This is a genomic window from Microvirga puerhi, from assembly GCF_020089865.1.
GTDB classification, from domain to species: Bacteria; Pseudomonadota; Alphaproteobacteria; order Rhizobiales; family Beijerinckiaceae; genus Microvirga; species Microvirga puerhi.
In genome coordinates, this window is record NZ_JAIRBM010000020.1 from 78,747 (window position 1) to 95,610 (window position 16,864).

The following is a 16,864-nucleotide window of genomic DNA, read 5'->3' on the forward strand; positions in this document are numbered from 1 at the left end:
GCTCGGCTCACGGTGAAGGGCAGGGGAGCTTTCGATGATCCGTCATCTGATACGAATGGCCGTCGTTGCAGGCGGGTTATTCTCTGGCGCAATTGCCCTTCAAGCGCAGCAGGCTCAGAAATCCTACGTCAATGAGGAGCTCGCAAGCCAGGCCGTTCGCCTCGAGCAGTCACTCAAGAAAGAAAACGGCTCTGCCACGGACCAAACGGGTCCGTTCCTGCGGCGTTCTGGCGAGACCATGCTGGGACGAGGGCTCTCCAGTCAGGCAATGAGCGCCTTTGCGGCGGCGATCGCCATCGAGCCGACCGCGTTCGCGAACTGGGCAGGTTACGCCCGAGCGGCGCTTGCCGTGGACCCAGGCAATGATTGGCAGGAACGTGAGAAGCTTCAGAACCGTCGCGTTGCCGCAGCATTCGCTGCCTATCAACGTGCAACGAAGCCTGCCGATGAAGCCACAGCCCTTGCGCTTCTCGGGCAGGCCTATGCGGCACAGCAGACATGGCGGCCGTCCCTCAATGCCTATGCGACGAGTCTTAAGATCAAGGATGATCCGGTGGTTCGCGCGGCCTACGAGCCGCTTCGGGCGGAGCATGGCTTCCGGATCCTGGACTTCAAGGTGGATTCCGATGCCGCTTCTCCACGGGTTTGCTTCCAGTTCTCCGATCCTCTTGCGATGGGGAAAGTCGATTTCGGGCCCTTCGTAGTCGTGTCCGGCAACGCCAATGCAGCTGTCTCCGCCGAGGAGGCGCAGCTCTGCGTCGATGGTCTGAAGCACAGCGAGCGCTATGCCATCGTGCTCCGGCAAGGATTGCCTTCATCGGTCGGTGAGAATCTCCTGACTTCAGCCGATTATGAGATCTATGTACGGGATCGCTCGCCCCAGGCGCGGTTCACCGGTCGTAACTATGTTCTGCCGAGCACGGGTCAGGAAGGCATCCCGGTTGTCTCCATCAATACGCGCAAAGTCGATGTGGAAGTGTATCGGATCGGCGACCGGAGTCTTTTGCCGACAGTTCGTTCCTACGATTTCCTTTCGCAGCTCTCGCGCTATTCCGCGGCCGAGATCGGTCGTGAGAAGGGTGTGAAGATCTGGAGCGGCACCCTCGACACCGCATCGGAGCTCAACCGTGATGTGGTCACCGCGTTTCCGGTGATGGAGGCCGTCGGCAAGCTGGAGCCCGGTGTTTACGTCATGACGGCCAAGCCCAATGACGGCAGTCCACCAAACAGCTCCGGCGATGAGGATTACGGCAGCATTGCCACCCAATGGTTCGTGGTCTCGGATCTCGGCTTGACGGCATTTACCGGCAAGGGCGGCGTGCAAGTCTTCGTGCGTTCTCTTGCCAGCACCGAGCCACGGGCCGACGTGGAGATCCGGCTGGTCGCCCGCAACAACGAAGTCCTTTCTACCAAGAAGACCGACGGCAAAGGCGTTGTGCAATTCGATCCTGGTCTTGCGCGAGGCGAGGGCGGATTGGCGCCGGGCCTCGTCGTTGCAACGGTGGGGTCCGATTACGGCTTTCTTGATCTGGGTTCAGCGGCTTTTGATCTGAGCGATCGCGGTGTCAAAGGGCGTACCGTGTCCGGCTCAGTGGATGCTTATCTCTATACGGAGCGCGGAGTCTATAGGACGGGTGAGACGGTTGCGCTGACGGCCCTCTTGCGCGACGTCAAGGGGGCAGCCGTTCCAGGGATCCCTCTCACGATCGTGGTGCGGCGTCCCGACGGCGTCGAATACCGCAGGGTGGTTGTGGAAGATCAGGGGCTCGGCGGGCGGGCGCTGTCCGTCCTCATTTTGCCTGGTTCGTTACGGGGTACGTGGCGAATTGCGGCCTATACGGATCCGAAGGGCGCCTCCGTCGGAGAAGCGAGTTTCCTGGTCGAAGATTATGTGCCGGAGCGGCTGGAAGTCACGCTCACCCCGAAGGTCGACGCTCTCCGGCCAGGCCAACCTGCACCGATCGATCTCTCCGCCCGATATCTTTATGGAGCGCCCGGTGCCGACCTCGCGGTGACTGGTGAAGTTGCGGTCGCGGCGTCGGTCAAGAGCGGTGTAAAGGGCCTTGAAGGCTTCACCGTCGGCCTTGACGACGAGACGGTCGAGGCCTCCACCGTCGAGATCGAACAGTCATCGACGACTGATGCGCAGGGCCGGGCCAGTCTCCAGATTCCGGTGCCGAGCATCGTTGCGCCGCGTCCTCTGGAGGCTCGATTCACCTTGCGCGCCGCTGAGCCCGGCGGGCGTGCGGTCGAGCGCAGCGTCACGCTGCCGATCCTGCCGAAGGGGCCTGTGGTCGGCGTGCGGAAGAACTTCAGCGGTCAGCTGGGTGAGGGTGCCAACGCTACCTTCGATGTGGTTCTTGCGGATCCCACCGGAAAACGCCTTGCCAAAAGCAATGTGGGTTGGAGTCTCTACAAGATCGAACGACGCTATCAGTGGTACAATTCCGATGGCCGCTGGAGCTATGAGCCTGTCAAGAACACGCGTCGCGTCGCGGATGGTCGGATCGACGTAAAGGCAGATGCGGCGGCACGCATTTCCGCGCCGGTCGAATGGGGAACCTACAGGCTCGACGTGAGCGCAGCCGATCTTGGGGAGACGGCACAAACCAGCCTCTCCTTCACGGTTGGTTGGTCAGGCGATCAAACCGCCGACACGCCCGATCTTCTCGACATGACGCTCGACAAGGCTGGGTATCGGGCTGGCGACACTATGCGGCTGCACCTCAATCCACGCTTCACGGGGAAAGCTACTCTCGCCGTCGTCAGTGATCGCGTGCATGACATACAGATGTTGGATGTGGCGGCAACGGGCACGGATGTGACCGTTCCGGTGAAGGCGGAGTGGGGATCGGGAGCCTATGTGGTCGTCATGGCCCATCGTCCCCTCGATCAGGCGGCAAAGCGCATGCCGGGCCGCTCGCTTGGCACCGCATGGTTCGAAATCGACCGGGACGCGCGCTCGCTGGCCGTCAATCTCAATGCGCCCGACAGGATCAGACCGCGCGGGATGTTGAGCATGCCGATCAAGGTGGAGGGGCTCAAGCCGGGCGATGATGCGCGCATCACGGTTGCAGCTGTTGACGTGGGAATTCTCAATCTCACCCGCTACGAGACGCCGAATCCCGCCGGCTACTTCTTCGGGCAGAAACAGCTCTCGTCGGAGATCCGGGATCTCTATGGATACCTGATCGACGGTATGCAGGGCACACGCGGTACGATTCGATCCGGCGGCGACATGGAGCCCAAGGCTCTCGATGGTATTCCACCGACGCAGGAGCCACTGGCGCGCTTCTCCGGCGTTGTGAAGGTGGGGCAGGACGGTACGGCACATGTCGATTTCGACATTCCCGCGTTCAACGGAACGGTACGTGTCATGGCCGTCGCCTGGACGAAGGATCGGGTCGGCAGTGCATCCTCAGACGTCATCATTCGCGATCCTGTGGTTCTGGCAGGAACCCTTCCGCGATTCCTCTCCGTCGGAGATCGTTCTCGATTTTTCCTGCAGTTCGACAATGTGGAAGGTCAGGCAGGCGACTACACGGTCGATCTCCATATTCAGGGACCGGTCGTCGTCGCAGCAGACGCTTTGCGCTCGACGGTCAATCTCGCAGAGAAAGGCAAAGGCAGCTTGACCATTCCGGTGATAGCGGGTGGTCAGGGCACAGCCATCATCGACGTGACGTTGAAAGGGCCGGGTCTCGACGAGCTAACACAGCGCTTTGCACTCGCGATTCAGCCGGGAACCGCGTCCCTTGCTCGTCGTACGGTGCGCAGTCTCGATCCCGGCGCGAGCGTGACGCTGTCGAAGGACTTGGTGGCTGACATTCTCATGGGCACCGGTGCGGTATCCCTTTCTGTTTCGCCGCTCGCGAGCTTGGACGTTCCCGGACTTCTGCAAGCGCTCGATCGCTACCCGTATGGCTGCACGGAGCAGGTGGTGAGCCGCGCCTTGCCCTTGCTCTATGTCAATAGGCTCGCTGAGGAGGAGAAGCTCTCCCTTGATGAAAAAGCGGACGAGCGCGTGCGCTCGGCCATCGAACGTATTCTGGCGCGTCAGGATTCCAATGGCTCGTTTGGACTGTGGAGCGTCGGAGGCAACGACATCTGGCTCGACGCCTACACAATGGATTTCCTGACGCGGGCCAGGGAGCGCGGCTTCTCCGTGCCTCAGGTGGCGTTCACGTTAGCTCTCGATCGCCTGCGCAACTTCGTCGCCAATACGACTGAGGTGGAGGACAATGCAGCAAACCTGGCCTATGCTGCCTACGTTCTCGCCCGTAACGGGCGGCCGGTCATGGGGGACCTACGCTATCTTGCCGACACGAAGCTGAATGCTTTCGACTCGCCTCTGGCGCGTGGCCAGATCGCTGCCGCTCTCGCCCTCCTGGGTGATCGGGGGAGAGCGCAGAAGGCTTTCGGATCCGCTGTCGAGCGGCTGCGTAGCGAGCGCGACTCGGGGAATTTCCGCGCCGATTATGGCTCGCGTCTGCGGGATGGCGCAGGGCTTCTCGCTTTGGCCTCGGAGACCGACAATGTGCCAGCCGTCATGCAACCGGTCGCGAAAGTCGTCGACGACGAGCGTGGAAACCGTCGCACCAGTACTCAGGAGGAGGCGTGGCTCGTCCTCGCGGCACAGGCAGTGGCGCGCGATGCCGAAGCGATGGTGCTGAAAGTGAACGGAGAAGAGCGTAAAGGCGCCTTCTATAGGACTTACCGAGACGGGCTTTTGAACGACGGACCTGTCACCCTGTCGAATGCAGGATCGGCTGCGATCCAGGCCGTCATCACCGTGATGGGCAATCCCGTTGAACCGGAGCCTGCCGTTTCGCGGGGCTACATGCTGGAGCGCACGTATTTCAAGCTCGACGGCACACAGGTGAAGCAGACTAACTTGCGTCAAAATGAGCGTCTCGTCGTGGTATTGAGAGTGACGGAGGCCGAGGCGAAGCAGGCTCGCGTGCTTCTTGTCGATCGCTTGCCGGCAGGCTTCGAGATCGACAATCCCAAGCTGGTCGACAGCGACACGGTCGCGGCCCTGCCGTGGTTGAAGCGGGATGTGGAGCCCTCTCATACCGAGTATCGCGATGACCGTTTCGTCGCGGCATTCGATCGAGATCCCGACCAGCCTGCTTTCTTCACTGTCGCCTATATGGTGCGCACGGTTTCACCCGGTCGGTACGTACATCCAGCGGCGCAGATCGAGGATATGTATCGTCCCGAACGCTTCGGGCGCACGGGCTTTGGATCCATCGAGGTGGAGCAGGCAGGGCGCTAATGCGCGTAAACCGGACACGATTGCGCCAAGTTGGCCTGCCGGTAACGGTGGTGCTCTTGATTTGCGTGTCGTTGTCCGCTTTCGTCTTATGGCGCTATGCAGAAAGCCTCGGGCCGATCGACTGGAGCGTTGCGGAGGTACGATCCACGGTCGTGCTCGATCGCGACGGGCGGTTGCTCAGGCCTTTCGTGACATCGGAAGGCCGTTGGCGGCTCCCCATCGAAACTGGGGATGTTGATCCTCATTACCTGGCAATGCTCAAAGCTTATGAGGATAACCGTTTCGAGCAACACGTTGGTGTCGATCCGCTTGCCATGATGCGTGCGGCGTTCCAACTCGTGCGGAACGGTACGGTCGTATCCGGAGGCTCGACCCTGACCATGCAGGTCGCACGTCTCCTGGAGCCGCGTGATGAGCGTACTCTCTGGGCAAAGCTGCGCCAGATCATCCGCGCGCTGCAACTGGAAAGGCAGCTGACCAAGGACCAGGTCCTCAAGCTCTATCTCATCCTCGCGCCTTATGGTGGCAATCTCGAAGGGGCGCGCGCGGCCAGCCTGTCCTATTTCGGACGCGAGCCCAAGCGTCTGAGCTTGGCGGAAGCAGCCCTTCTTGTCGCCCTGCCGCAAGCGCCCGAACTGCGCCGGCCCGACAGAGACGCATCGGCAGCGCGCAGGGCCCGGAACCGTGTGTTGGAGCGCGCTCGTGCGCGAGGTGTCATCAACATCACGGAAGCGGAGGCTGCAAAGGCGGAGCCGGTTCCCCAAAAGCGCCAGGCCTTTCCGATGCTTGCCGCTCATGCGGCGGAGCAGGCCGTGGCGAATATGCCGTCCTTAAAAATTCAACGACTTTCGATCGATGCACGTCTTCAGTCCAGCCTCGAGCGCTTGGCGCGGGAGCGGCTGGAGCGCCTCGATCAGCGGCTATCCATCGCCATGGTGATCATTCACAATGCGACAGGTGAGATCCGTGCGCAGGTTGGTAGTTCTGATTACATGAGCCGGGAACGGGCGGGCGCCATTGATATGACCCAGGCGGTGCGCTCGCCCGGCTCGGCATTGAAGCCATTTATCTATTCTCTCGCTTTCGAAAACGGCATTGCTCATCCCGAGACGCTGCTCGACGACAGGCCCTCCCGTTATGGAATCTACCAGCCCGAGAATTTCGATTTGGGATATCAGGGGACGGTCACTGCGCGACGGGCACTGCAGTTGTCGTTGAACGTTCCTGCCGTTGAACTCCTGAACGAGCTTGGCCCAGCACGTCTCCTTGCCCGCCTCCATCAGACAGGCGTTTCCATCGCCATGCCAAAGGACGCTGCGCCGGGGTTGGCGATCGGTCTCGGTGGCCTCGGCATCACGTTGACGGATCTGACGCGCCTCTATTCCGGCCTCGCTCGCGGCGGAGAGATGTCTCCGCTGGTGCGTCGCCTTGGTGTTCCGGCTCCGCCCGAGCCCACACGCCGGATCGCAGATCCCGTGGCTGCCTGGTATGTGTTTGATGTTCTCCGTGGGGCGCCGCCTCCGGACAATGCTTTGGCCGGCCGTATCGCGTTCAAGACGGGAACTTCCTATGGATATCGGGATGCCTGGGCCGTCGGGTACGATCGGAATTATACGGTCGGGGTTTGGGTCGGGCGTCCGGATGGCACCGCCGTTCCGGGTCTCGTCGGCCGGGTAATGGCTGCACCGGTCCTGTTCGACGCGTTCGCACGAATTGGGATCGAACCGGAAGCACTGCCTATTCCTCCTTTTGCCCTTCAAGCGACGACTGCGACTCTGCCGCCCCCTCTGCGCCATGTGAGGCAGGATGTGCCGAAGACGCTCGCAGCTACGATACAAGCACCCCTCAAGATCACGTTTCCACTCGACGGTTCACGTGTCGATCTGGGCTTCTCGGGACCCGGCAACGAACATGGCGCCCTCGCCCTGAAATCCAGCGGTGGTATACCTCCGCTGACCTGGATGGTGGATGGCGCTCCTGTCGATGCAGCGACCTTGCGTCGGGAGACGGTATGGTCGCCGCAAGGTGCGGGCTTCGTACGCCTTTCCGTCATCGATGCGAGAGGCGCAACGGACAGTGTCATTATCCGGGTGGAATAAGCCACCGGTCTTACACCGCTGCGCTGAACCGCGAGAAGTCGTCTGCTCGGAATTGATCGAAGACTGCCGCGGCAAGCCGTACGAACGGGCGGCCAGCTTCAGTCATCATCATGGAATGGCGATCCAGCCTGACGAGTCCATCGGCGATCAGGGGACGCAGCAGCGCGAGCTCATCCACATAATGGGAAGGCTCGCCGAGGATGCTGAGGTCAGCCGTGAAGTTGCACATGAGGGATTCGATGATGGTGCCACGCGCGCGATCATCGGGCGTGAGCCGGTAGCCTCGCGCCGCGGGAAGGCGCTCCTCGTCGATCGCCCGCAGATAGGTGCCGATATCGGCGACGTTCTGGACGTATCCATCCGGCAGTTGCGAAATGGCCGAGGCGCCGAAAGCGACGAGAATCGGACGATCGTCGTCAGTATAGCCTTGGAAGTTACGGTGGAGCGTGCCGGACAGGCTCGCCATCGCCAGGGGATCGGTCGGCCGTGCGAAGTGATCGAGGCCTATAGCCACATAGCCATTCTGCGTGAAGCATTCCGCTACCGCGCGCGCTTGAAGAAAGCGCTCCTCCGGTCCGGGCAGCGCCGCTGAATTGATCAAACGCTGGTTTGCCTTGCGCTGCGGCATGTGGGCATAGCCGTAGCACGCGACTCTGTCGGGATGGAGAGAAAGAACCTTCGTGCAGGTCTCCTGAATCGATTCACACGTCTGGTGTGGGAGGCCGTACATAAGGTCGAGATTCAGGCGCTCGATCCCGGCTTCGCGCAGAAACTCCACAGCGCTCCGCACGTCATCGAACGGCTGCACACGGCCAATGGCAAGCTGCACGATGTCGTCGAGATCCTGGACGCCGAGGCTTACGCGGTTGACGCCCAACGCTGCGAGGCCCTGGGCAAGAGGGCGGCTGACGAAGCGAGGATCAAGTTCAATTGCGTGCTCCAGGCCGGCGTCGAAGTCGAACGAGCGGGCGAGGCTGTCCAGGACAGATCGAAGGCCGTCGAGGCCGAGAATGCTCGGTGTTCCGCCGCCCCAATGGAGGCGCGCTATGCGCAACGGTTCCTTTACACGACGGGCAACGAGCCGGATCTCGGCTTCGAGGGTCTCTCTGTAGCGGTCGATGACCTCGTCGCGCCGCACGACCTTCGTATGACAACCGCAGTAGAGGCAGAGCTGACGACAATAGGGCACGTGGAGATAGACCGAGATGCGGCTGCCCGGCTCCAGATGCCGCAGCCAGGTCTCGTGGTCCTTCTGCCCCACAGACGCACTGAACTCCGCCGCACTGGGATAAGACGTGTAGCGCGGTACCTGAAGGCCGCCATAGCGTCGAACCAAGTGATCTGTCATGAGCGCCATCCTGCCCTCGCCGGCTGAAGGCCGACCTCGATGGATGGCATACGCTCAGCTCCGCAAGCGGGCTTTGATTCTGATCAACGCCCCCGCGACTGCCGACAGAGGCAGATGTCAGTGGACCGTGAGACCCGCCACGACAGCAAGGCGGCTCTTGTCCACGATCTCGACGGAATGAGGATCGGGAAGCCTGATCAAGCCTTGGGTCTTCAGCTTGGTGAAGGTGCGGCTGACGGTTTCGATCGTCAGTCCCAGATAATCGGCGATGTCGGTGCGTGTCATCGGGAGCGGAACCGGACTCTCCGGCCGCCCGTAGGCAGCCGCCCGGTTCGACATGTGGAGGAGGAACGATGCAACCTTTTCCGATGGAGCAAGCCGCCCCAGGATCATTTGCGTTTCGCGGGCCTGCCGCAGCGCGGCTCGGGTCATTAGATGGAGCCGATCCCGCAGACGAGGGTAGCGCTCCATGAGGCGGTCCATGTCCCGCACCGAGAATGAGCACAGCCCAGAGGGCACGACAGCCTCCGCCGTTTGAGCATAGATCTCGTCGTCTGCCAGACCGAGATAGTCGCCAGGCATCAGGAAGCCCGTGATCTGACGCCGCCCGTCGGGGAGAGCCAAGGAGAGGCGCAACAGGCCCGAGGTCAGCGTGTAAACCCGGCGGCGCGGCTCGCCTTCCTCGACCAGAGACGTATTGGATTCAAGGCGCACGAAGCTCATGGCCCGTTCGAGCTCCGCGACTTCGTCATCCTGGAGGGCAGAGCAGACCGCCATCCGGCGCGTATCACAGCTGGTGCAAGCTTGGCATGGAGGTCGATAATGCGAGGTCATCATTACCCAGGGGAGGAGTGATTCCGGAAACCAAGAGATGTTTTTCCGTCATAGCGTGGCTTTTGTCTCGTCACAAATCAGCGCAGCCGAGACGATATCCGAATGGTCTTGGTGAAACTAAGTTTCAAAATGATGAGCCGGTGGGCTTTGGCTCAGGTGGCGAGCCCTTGGCAATCCGATCTGGACAAGGCGGTGCTGGCCTCCTAAGAAATTTGCATGTTCGAAACAAAAGCCCTGCCTCAGACTGCCGACAAGGCGGAGATCTATCAATCGCTCGCTCAACAGCTCTCTGGGTTAATAGCGGGGGAGTCGGACGCCATCGCCAACGCAGCCAACATGTCTGCCTTGATCTATGACCTGCTGCCTGATCTCAACTGGGCGGGGTTCTATTTCATGCGCGGACCAGGCCTTGTTCTCGGCCCCTTTCAAGGCAAACCGGCCTGCATTCGCATCCCTGTCGGGCGCGGGGTCTGCGGCACAGCCGTAGAGCGCCGAGTTTCCGTCGTCGTGCCGGATGTCCATGCCTTTCCCGGCCATATCGCCTGCGACAGTGCATCCCGGTCCGAACTCGTGGTGCCTCTGATCAAGAATGGTGAGGTAGTAGGGGTTCTCGATCTCGACAGCCCTCTGCCTGATCGCTTCGATGAGGCAGATCGGGTCGGCTGCGAGCGGCTTGTTGAGATCTATTGTGATGCATCGGATCTGTCCGGGATCACCGGCTGACACTGCGGAGGGTCCGTCGGGCACGCAAAGGGCCCACTTACCTTCGGGGCAGGGCCAGGACGTGCTATGCATAAGAAGCTGCAGGAGTGAAGGCGAGCAACGACGGCTTCTCGAAGGGGAGACGTGATGAGCCAGGCGGGACGAAAAACCTTCCTTTGGTCTCTGCAGGCCGTCGTCGCCCTTGTGTTCACGGTGATCGTGCTTCTGATTTCCGGAGCTCTGATCGGCTTCAATCATCACCAACTTACGACCCTGACTTTCCGCGATGCCGAGGAGGATTTCAGTCGCATCACGGACAGCGTGAGGAACGAGATTTCCGGCAGCCTGCGCGTTGCGAGTTCTGTCCTCGATACGATGTCGCTCACTGTCGATCCAAATCTCTCAATCGGGCAGCTGGCGATCATTTTGACGCCCGTTCTCAAGGATCTCGGCCGGCTTCTTCCCGCGGCCATGGGAGTCTTCATTGGGCGGGGCGACGGCAGCCACATCCTTGTCCAGACCCTGGACGGAGGGTTCCCTCCGGAACTCGGGACGGGCCCCGACCTTAAAAGTGCCGTGCTTGCCTACATGCTCGTCCAGCCGACCACAACGGGCGAGACCGTGGAGTGGGTCGCAGTCGATAGTGACGGTCGCGAGCTGCGGCGCGTTCCTGCGCGGCCGACAGATTTCGACCCACGCAGAAGACCCTGGTACACCGCAAGCCAAGCCAGCCAAGGCATAATTCTGACGCCGCCATATCGTTTCGCCAATGTGCCGGAGGCAGGCGTGACCATGGCTCGGCAGTCGCGACAGCGGCCGGACGCGGTCTTCGGAATCGATATGACGCTCGCGAGCCTGGATCAATATCTCGAGCGCCTCCGTTTCCCGCCGGACCTCGAGCTCATCGTCTTCGATCGCTCCGGAGCGCTCATCGCGCATCCACGTGGCGCGGCGCTCCGCCAGTTTAGCCGGGCGGACTTGTCCAATCAGCTTCTGACGATCGACGATCTCAAATTGCCACTCCTCAGTGGTCTCTTCCATGCCTTCCAGGATTCAGGCAATGGCGCCGGTCGTAACCTGTCCTTCAATGTCGGCGGTGACGCATATTTCGGTCGCACCGAGCAGGTCGGGGAGGGGTTCGACAATCTTATTATCGGAATTGCCATTCCTTACGACACCATGATGGGACCGGCAGAACAGATCAGGTCGATTCTCCTTCTTGTGAGTGCCGTGTCCGTCATTGCGGCATTGATCATCGTGCTCCTGGCGTCGCGTCGGTTGGCGCTGCCGTTGCGAACAGCCACAGACGATATCCGTCGGATCATGAAGTTCGAGTTCGGGCATGCTCGACGTATACCTTCCCAGATCGTTGAAGTGCTCGAGCTGTCCCGAGCCATCGATACGCTGGAATTGGCCTTGAGCAACTTCATGCGGTACGTGCCGACCGCACTCGTCCGCGGCATCATCGGTCGGCGTTTTTCGTCGGAGCTAGGTGGCATCCGCCAGCCGATCACGGTGCTCTTCAGTGACGTCGCCGGATTCACCACGATGGCGGAAGCGCTCGATCCCGAGCAGGTCATGAATAAGACCTCGCGTTACTTTAGCGAGATTGGGAGCGAGCTCATTCGATCCGGGGCAACCATCGATAAATATATTGGCGACAGCATCATGGCGTTCTGGAATGCGCCGGAGATGCGGGAGGATCATGTGGCTTTGGCCTGCCTTGGAGCCTTACGCGCTTCACGTCGCCTCGATCGGCTCAATGCCGAGTTCATCGCCGAGGGAGGAGCGCCGATGCGGACGCGCTTCGGCCTTCACACGGGGGAGGCCGTTGTCGGCAATGTGGGCTCGGTCGATCGAATGAACTACACGGTACTGGGCCACACGGTGAATATGGCCTCTCGCTTCGAAAAGCTGAACAAGCGCTATGGAACGACCATTCTCGTGAGTGAGGATGTTCGGGGCGCTGCTGGCACAAACTTTCTGTTCCGATTTGTAGACAAGACAATTCCAGAGGGAGCTCACGCGGAGATTGCTGTCTATGAACTGCTGGGAGCAGATGTCCCGGATGAGCCGGAGCTTGCAGCATCACAGGAACGGCTCAACACACTTCCGTTTTGGAATGAGGCGCTCGTTCTCTGCGAGGCGGGTGAATGGGGCAGGGCAGCGGAAACCCTTGAGGAACTCGTGGCGACTGCTCCGGAGGACACGCTGTTCAAGGTCCAGCTCCAACGTTGCCGCATCCACGCTCAGACCTCACGCATCCCGTAACGAAACGATCCTCACTCAGTGCACGCTCCGATGTCCTCATCCTATATCGATAATTACTACAGCCGCACGCTCGCGACAGACGAGATCTATCCTGTTGCCGAAGGGAAAATCCGCGTTGACATCTGCATTGTTGGCGGAGGGCTGGCAGGGTTGACCGCGGCGCTGCACCTTGCCCGCTCAGGTCGTTCAGTCGCCTTAGTCGAGGCACATCGCGTTGCCTGGGGGGCATCCGGGCGCAACGGAGGCTTTGTGTCCGCTGGTTATGCGACGGGGTTGTCACGGATTGAGCGGAGCGTCGGTCCACATCAGGCTCGCGAGCTTTTCCATCTTTCCATGGAAGGCGTCGAAATCATTCGCCGGAAGATTCTTGATCTCGGCATTACGGAGGCCCAACCGTCGCCGGGCATCGTGAAGGCCGTTCGCTACAATTCCCGCGGTGCATTAAAGGTAAATCACGACAAGCAGGCGCACGCGTTCGGATTGAAGCTGCGCTATGTCCCCAAAGATGAGATGGCAGCCCTGTTCGCGTCATCGAAGTATCACGAAGGAATTTTCGACGAAGATGCATTTCATTTCCATCCGTTGAATTATGCCCGCGGACTTGCACGCGCGGCGACTGGTCATGGCGCAAGGATCTTTGAGAACAGCACTGTCGTGGCCGTCGATATCGAAGGTGCACGAAAGTATATCAGGACACCTCGTTCCGAGATTGAAGCCGAACAGGTTCTCTTCACGACAGGCGGCTATACAGGCGAGGTCATGCCGGCGCTTCGCAAGGCCTATCTGCCCATCGCGACTTATGTGCTTCTCACTGAGGCCGCTCCGGATCTGGTGCGAGGGGCCATCCGCACCTCCGCAGCCATTCTCGATGATCGCCGGGCCGGCGACTATTATCGCCTTGTCGATAACGGGTCCCGCATCCTGTGGGGCGGTCGTATCACGACAAGGACAAGCGATCCTCGCAACATCGCCACTCTCCTGCGGCGCGAGATGGTTGGCACATATCCGCAGCTTTCGACCCTGAAGGTCGATATAGCCTGGTCGGGACTCATGTCGTACGCCCGCCATCTCATGCCCCAGATCGGACAATTCAAGCCCGGCGTGTGGTATTGCACCGCCTTCGGTGGGCATGGAATGAATACGACGGCTATCGGCGGCACGGTGGTGGCAGAGGGCATGGCTCGCGAAAGCGATCGCTACCGACTCTTTGCTCCCTTCGGATTGGCATGGAACGGAGGTATTTTCGGCAAAGCTGCGGCTCAACTCACCTATTGGAGCTATCAGGCGGCAGATGCCATGCGAGAGGCTCGCACATTCTGAGAGGACCGTAGCTCGTGCCGGCTCGACGGATGCCGCGCTATCAGGCAGACGGCATGAATCCACCGCTATTTGAGTACATCGAAAAGGGGACCGGAGAACCAGTAGACCAATATCAGCAGAATGATGCCCACGAGCCAAAGGAGGCTGACCGACTGACGGGGCGGCTCAGGTGCGGAAGGCGGCGGCGTTCGTTGAATCGTCAGGCGCGGAGCCGCCGGAAGACGCTCCATGAGTTCAACGGACGCGGCCGCGATGATGTCTCGCGAGCCGATCAGGCGTATATGAATCGGGATCTCGCTTCGGAACGTCACCTCCGCCGGCTGTATCCCGGCGTCGCAATCGACCCACCAATATTCCACGCGATCACTCAAGCCGTCTTCCTCAGATCAGATCCAGATTAAAGGGCCCCGCCCAACGTCTGAATGGCATGCCACGTTTTGCGTTCCTAGACCAAGACCGGTGCACGTGATCAAATTGCATGGCTCTCATTGTCGCAGACGCGCCTCTCACAGGGCGAGGCCCGCAAGATGAAGGGCGATTCCTGCCGCTGAGCAGGCCGCCAGCACTGGAATCATGCCTACACGGAAACGGAACATCGCCACGAGTGCTGCGGCAGCGAGGAGCATTGCCCAAGGATCGACGCTCTCAGGAATAGGAGCGCTGAAGGAGAAACCAAAGCCTTTAACCAGCCGAACCTCTCTGAAAAGAGTATGGATGCCAAACCATATAGCAAGATTGAGAATGACGCCGACGACCGCTGCCGTGATGGTAGAGAGAGCTCCGGCGATCGCCTTATTGCCCCTCAGGCGTTCGATGAAGGGCGCTCCCAGGAAGATCCAAAGGAAGCAGGGGGCGAACGTCACCCAGGTTGCAAGCAGGCCGCCGAACGCTCCCGCGACCATCGGCGGAAGGATCCCAGGATTCCGAAAAGCCGCCATGAATCCCACGAACTGCAGCACCATGATCAGCGGTCCCGGCGTCGTCTCGGCCATGCCCAGGCCATCGAGCATTTCGCCCGGACGAAGCCAGCCGAATGTTTCGACAGCCTGTTGCGCAACGTAGGCCAGGACCGCATAGGCGCCGCCGAAAGTCACCATCGCCGTTTTCGAGAAGAAAACGGCGATCTGGCTGAAGGTGTTTTCGGGTCCCAGAGTCATCAGCACCGCTGCAACGGGGATGAGCCAGATCAAAAGCCAGATCGCTGCGACCATCAGGGTGTGCACGATCGTGGGGCGCGTATGCGCCGGAAGCTCGTCTCCGAGGAGATATCCGGCGTCCTCGCGTTCGGAAGCATTCGATCTGGAGCCGATCCCGAACTGCGGCAGGTCTGCCCGTCCGCCCAGATAGCCGGCGATGCCGGCGAGCAATACGATGGCGGGAAATGAAACACCGAAGAAAAATATCGCGATGAATGCCACCATCGCCACCGTAATCATCATTCGATTTTTCAAAGCCTTGCGTCCGACACGCTGCACTGCCTGGAGTACGACGGCGAGCACTGCAGCCTTGAGGCCGAAGAATAGTGCTGCAACGATCCCGACTTTGCCGTAGGCCGCATAGACATAGCTGAGTGCCATGATGGCAACGATCCCGGGAAGGATGAACAATCCTCCCGCGACGATGCCACCGAGCGTCCGATGCATGAGCCAGCCTATGTAGGTGGCAAGCTGCTGCGCTTCAGGGCCTGGCAGGAGCATGCAATAACTCAGGGCGTGCAGGAACCTGCTCTCGGAGACCCATCGCTTCTCTTCTACCAGGATGCGATGCATGACAGCGATCTGCCCGGCGGGGCCGCCGAACGAAAGTAGAGCGACCCGAAGCCAGATTGGCAATGCTTCCGCTAGCGTCGGATGACGAATGGCCGCCGGAGATGGAGCGTGTCCGCGATCTGTCGTTATCATGCTGTCGCCTCTTGAGTCCGTGGAGGCGCAGGCCAGTTATGAGTCTCCTGAGCGGCATCCCGGCACCACAGATAGAACGAGTCGTAGAGGGTTATTCCCGCATCGAGCTGCTTCAGGTCATTGGCAAACAGTCGCGACAAACCGAGCGAGGCGGCCAGTAGGCCAGACGCCTGCGGTGCCAGATCCGGGCGAGCAGTGTCGGCGCCCCGAACAATAGTCGCAAGGCGATCCATGGCTTCCGATCGAAGGCCGAACTCCTCGATCATGGTGTCGAACGTGCACCGCTCGGCCCTGTGACTCCAGAAAACTCCTTCAACATCGAAGGGGGCTGCCTCGAAGCGGTCTGCGACAAGCGCGACCTGTGAAGGCTCGACGAACAGAAAGATAGCGGTTGGATCGACGAACCTGCGGATCAGCCATGGACAGGCAATGCGGTCTACTTTCGGCCTCTCTCTGGTTACCCACCGGGTACGACCCATGGAATCGCGAGGTGGCAGGAGGTCTGTTCGGACAAGGAGTTCGCCGGCCGCCCGCCAAGCCTCGAACCCGCCTTCAAGGGAGCTGGTATCGACCCCGCAATGGCGAAGCCAAGCAGCTGTCCCATGGCTCAGCTTCTCGCCTCGCTGGCATGAGACTACGACAGTGCGGCCCGTGAATGCCAAGGCCCACTCGTCGACGTTCTTGTGGCTGCGTCTGATCGAGCTGGGGATTAGGCGCATATCGAGGGAATAGTCCTCCTCGATACGAACGTCGACAATGGCGGGGCAGTCGGGAGTACCGATTAGGCGCGACAGAGCCTGAATGGATGTGGTGTTATGAGACGACATGACAATGCGCTCCCTGCAAAGGGTGAGCGCGACGCTTGGGCCATCTGCCTCACGGGGAGATCGCTTTGCCCCCGTGCACCAAGAAAAGCGCGATCTGGGTTGCTCGTCAACCGTGAAAACACTGACCGTCATCGGGAGTGAGATGCACGGGCCTAGCTGTGAGATCTGAGGAGGTTGTTCATCCCGTCTGAGGGCCTGAAGGTGGTCGTTGCCACACGATTCACCCGATGGACCTGAGGAATGAACAACCCGCATCAGAATGCCCGCACGACCCGGCTGGGTCG

At 60.6% G+C, this 16,864-nt stretch carries 10 protein-coding genes; 5 read left to right on the plus strand and 5 right to left on the minus strand.

Annotation, left to right across the window (positions count from 1 at the left end; translation table 11 throughout):
• The first annotated feature begins 34 nt into the window (after positions 1-34).
• Both K9B37_RS20510 and pbpC read left to right on the plus strand, forming a co-directional pair.
• Positions 35-5,278, plus strand: coding sequence for an alpha-2-macroglobulin family protein (locus tag K9B37_RS20510; protein ID WP_224315399.1), 5,244 nt, complete (start codon positions 35-37; stop codon positions 5,276-5,278).
• Positions 5,278-7,377, plus strand: coding sequence for a penicillin-binding protein 1C (pbpC, locus tag K9B37_RS20515; RefSeq protein WP_255616692.1), 2,100 nt, complete (start codon positions 5,278-5,280; stop codon positions 7,375-7,377). The genes K9B37_RS20510 and pbpC overlap by 1 nt, the downstream gene beginning before the upstream one ends.
• Before the next feature lie 10 nt (positions 7,378-7,387).
• Here pbpC and hemN read toward each other — a convergent pair whose 3' ends face one another.
• Together hemN and K9B37_RS20525 are read right to left on the minus strand one after the other, a co-directional pair.
• Positions 7,388-8,725: an oxygen-independent coproporphyrinogen III oxidase gene (gene hemN / locus K9B37_RS20520; protein ID WP_224315400.1), complete on the minus strand. Its 1,338-nt coding sequence runs from the start codon at positions 8,723-8,725 to the stop codon at positions 7,388-7,390.
• 117 nt (positions 8,726-8,842) lie between these two features.
• Positions 8,843-9,562, minus strand: a complete 720-nt coding sequence (locus K9B37_RS20525) for a Crp/Fnr family transcriptional regulator (RefSeq protein ID WP_224315401.1) — start codon at positions 9,560-9,562, stop codon at positions 8,843-8,845.
• A gap of 213 nt (positions 9,563-9,775) precedes the next feature.
• Here K9B37_RS20525 and K9B37_RS20530 point away from each other — a divergent pair, with 213 nt between their 5' ends.
• From K9B37_RS20530 to K9B37_RS20540, 3 genes are all read left to right on the plus strand, one after another.
• Positions 9,776-10,282 carry a free L-methionine (R)-S-oxide reductase MsrC gene (locus tag K9B37_RS20530; RefSeq protein ID WP_224315402.1) on the plus strand — a complete coding sequence of 169 codons (507 nt, stop codon included), beginning with the start codon at positions 9,776-9,778 and terminating at the stop codon, positions 10,280-10,282.
• 126 nt (positions 10,283-10,408) lie between these two features.
• Positions 10,409-12,532, plus strand: a complete 2,124-nt coding sequence (locus K9B37_RS20535; protein WP_224315403.1) for an adenylate/guanylate cyclase domain-containing protein — start codon at positions 10,409-10,411, stop codon at positions 12,530-12,532.
• A 30-nt stretch (positions 12,533-12,562) separates the two neighbouring features.
• A complete protein-coding gene (locus tag K9B37_RS20540) occupies positions 12,563-13,852 on the plus strand; it encodes an NAD(P)/FAD-dependent oxidoreductase (RefSeq protein WP_224315404.1) in 1,290 nt (429 codons plus the stop codon).
• 65 nt (positions 13,853-13,917) lie between these two features.
• Here the strand turns inward: K9B37_RS20540 and K9B37_RS20545 are convergent, their stop codons facing one another.
• The 3 genes from K9B37_RS20545 to K9B37_RS20555 all read right to left on the minus strand — a co-directional run bounded on the left by K9B37_RS20545 (position 13,918) and on the right by K9B37_RS20555 (position 16,580).
• Positions 13,918-14,223, minus strand: a complete 306-nt coding sequence (locus K9B37_RS20545; protein ID WP_224315405.1) for a hypothetical protein — start codon at positions 14,221-14,223, stop codon at positions 13,918-13,920.
• 135 nt (positions 14,224-14,358) lie between these two features.
• On the minus strand, positions 14,359-15,753 hold the full coding sequence (gene chrA / locus K9B37_RS20550) for a chromate efflux transporter (RefSeq protein ID WP_224315406.1): 1,395 nt from the start codon (positions 15,751-15,753) through the stop codon (positions 14,359-14,361).
• On the minus strand, positions 15,750-16,580 hold the full coding sequence (locus tag K9B37_RS20555; RefSeq protein ID WP_224315407.1) for a chromate resistance protein ChrB domain-containing protein: 831 nt from the start codon (positions 16,578-16,580) through the stop codon (positions 15,750-15,752). The genes chrA and K9B37_RS20555 overlap by 4 nt, the downstream gene beginning before the upstream one ends.
• Positions 16,581-16,864 lie beyond the last annotated feature (284 nt).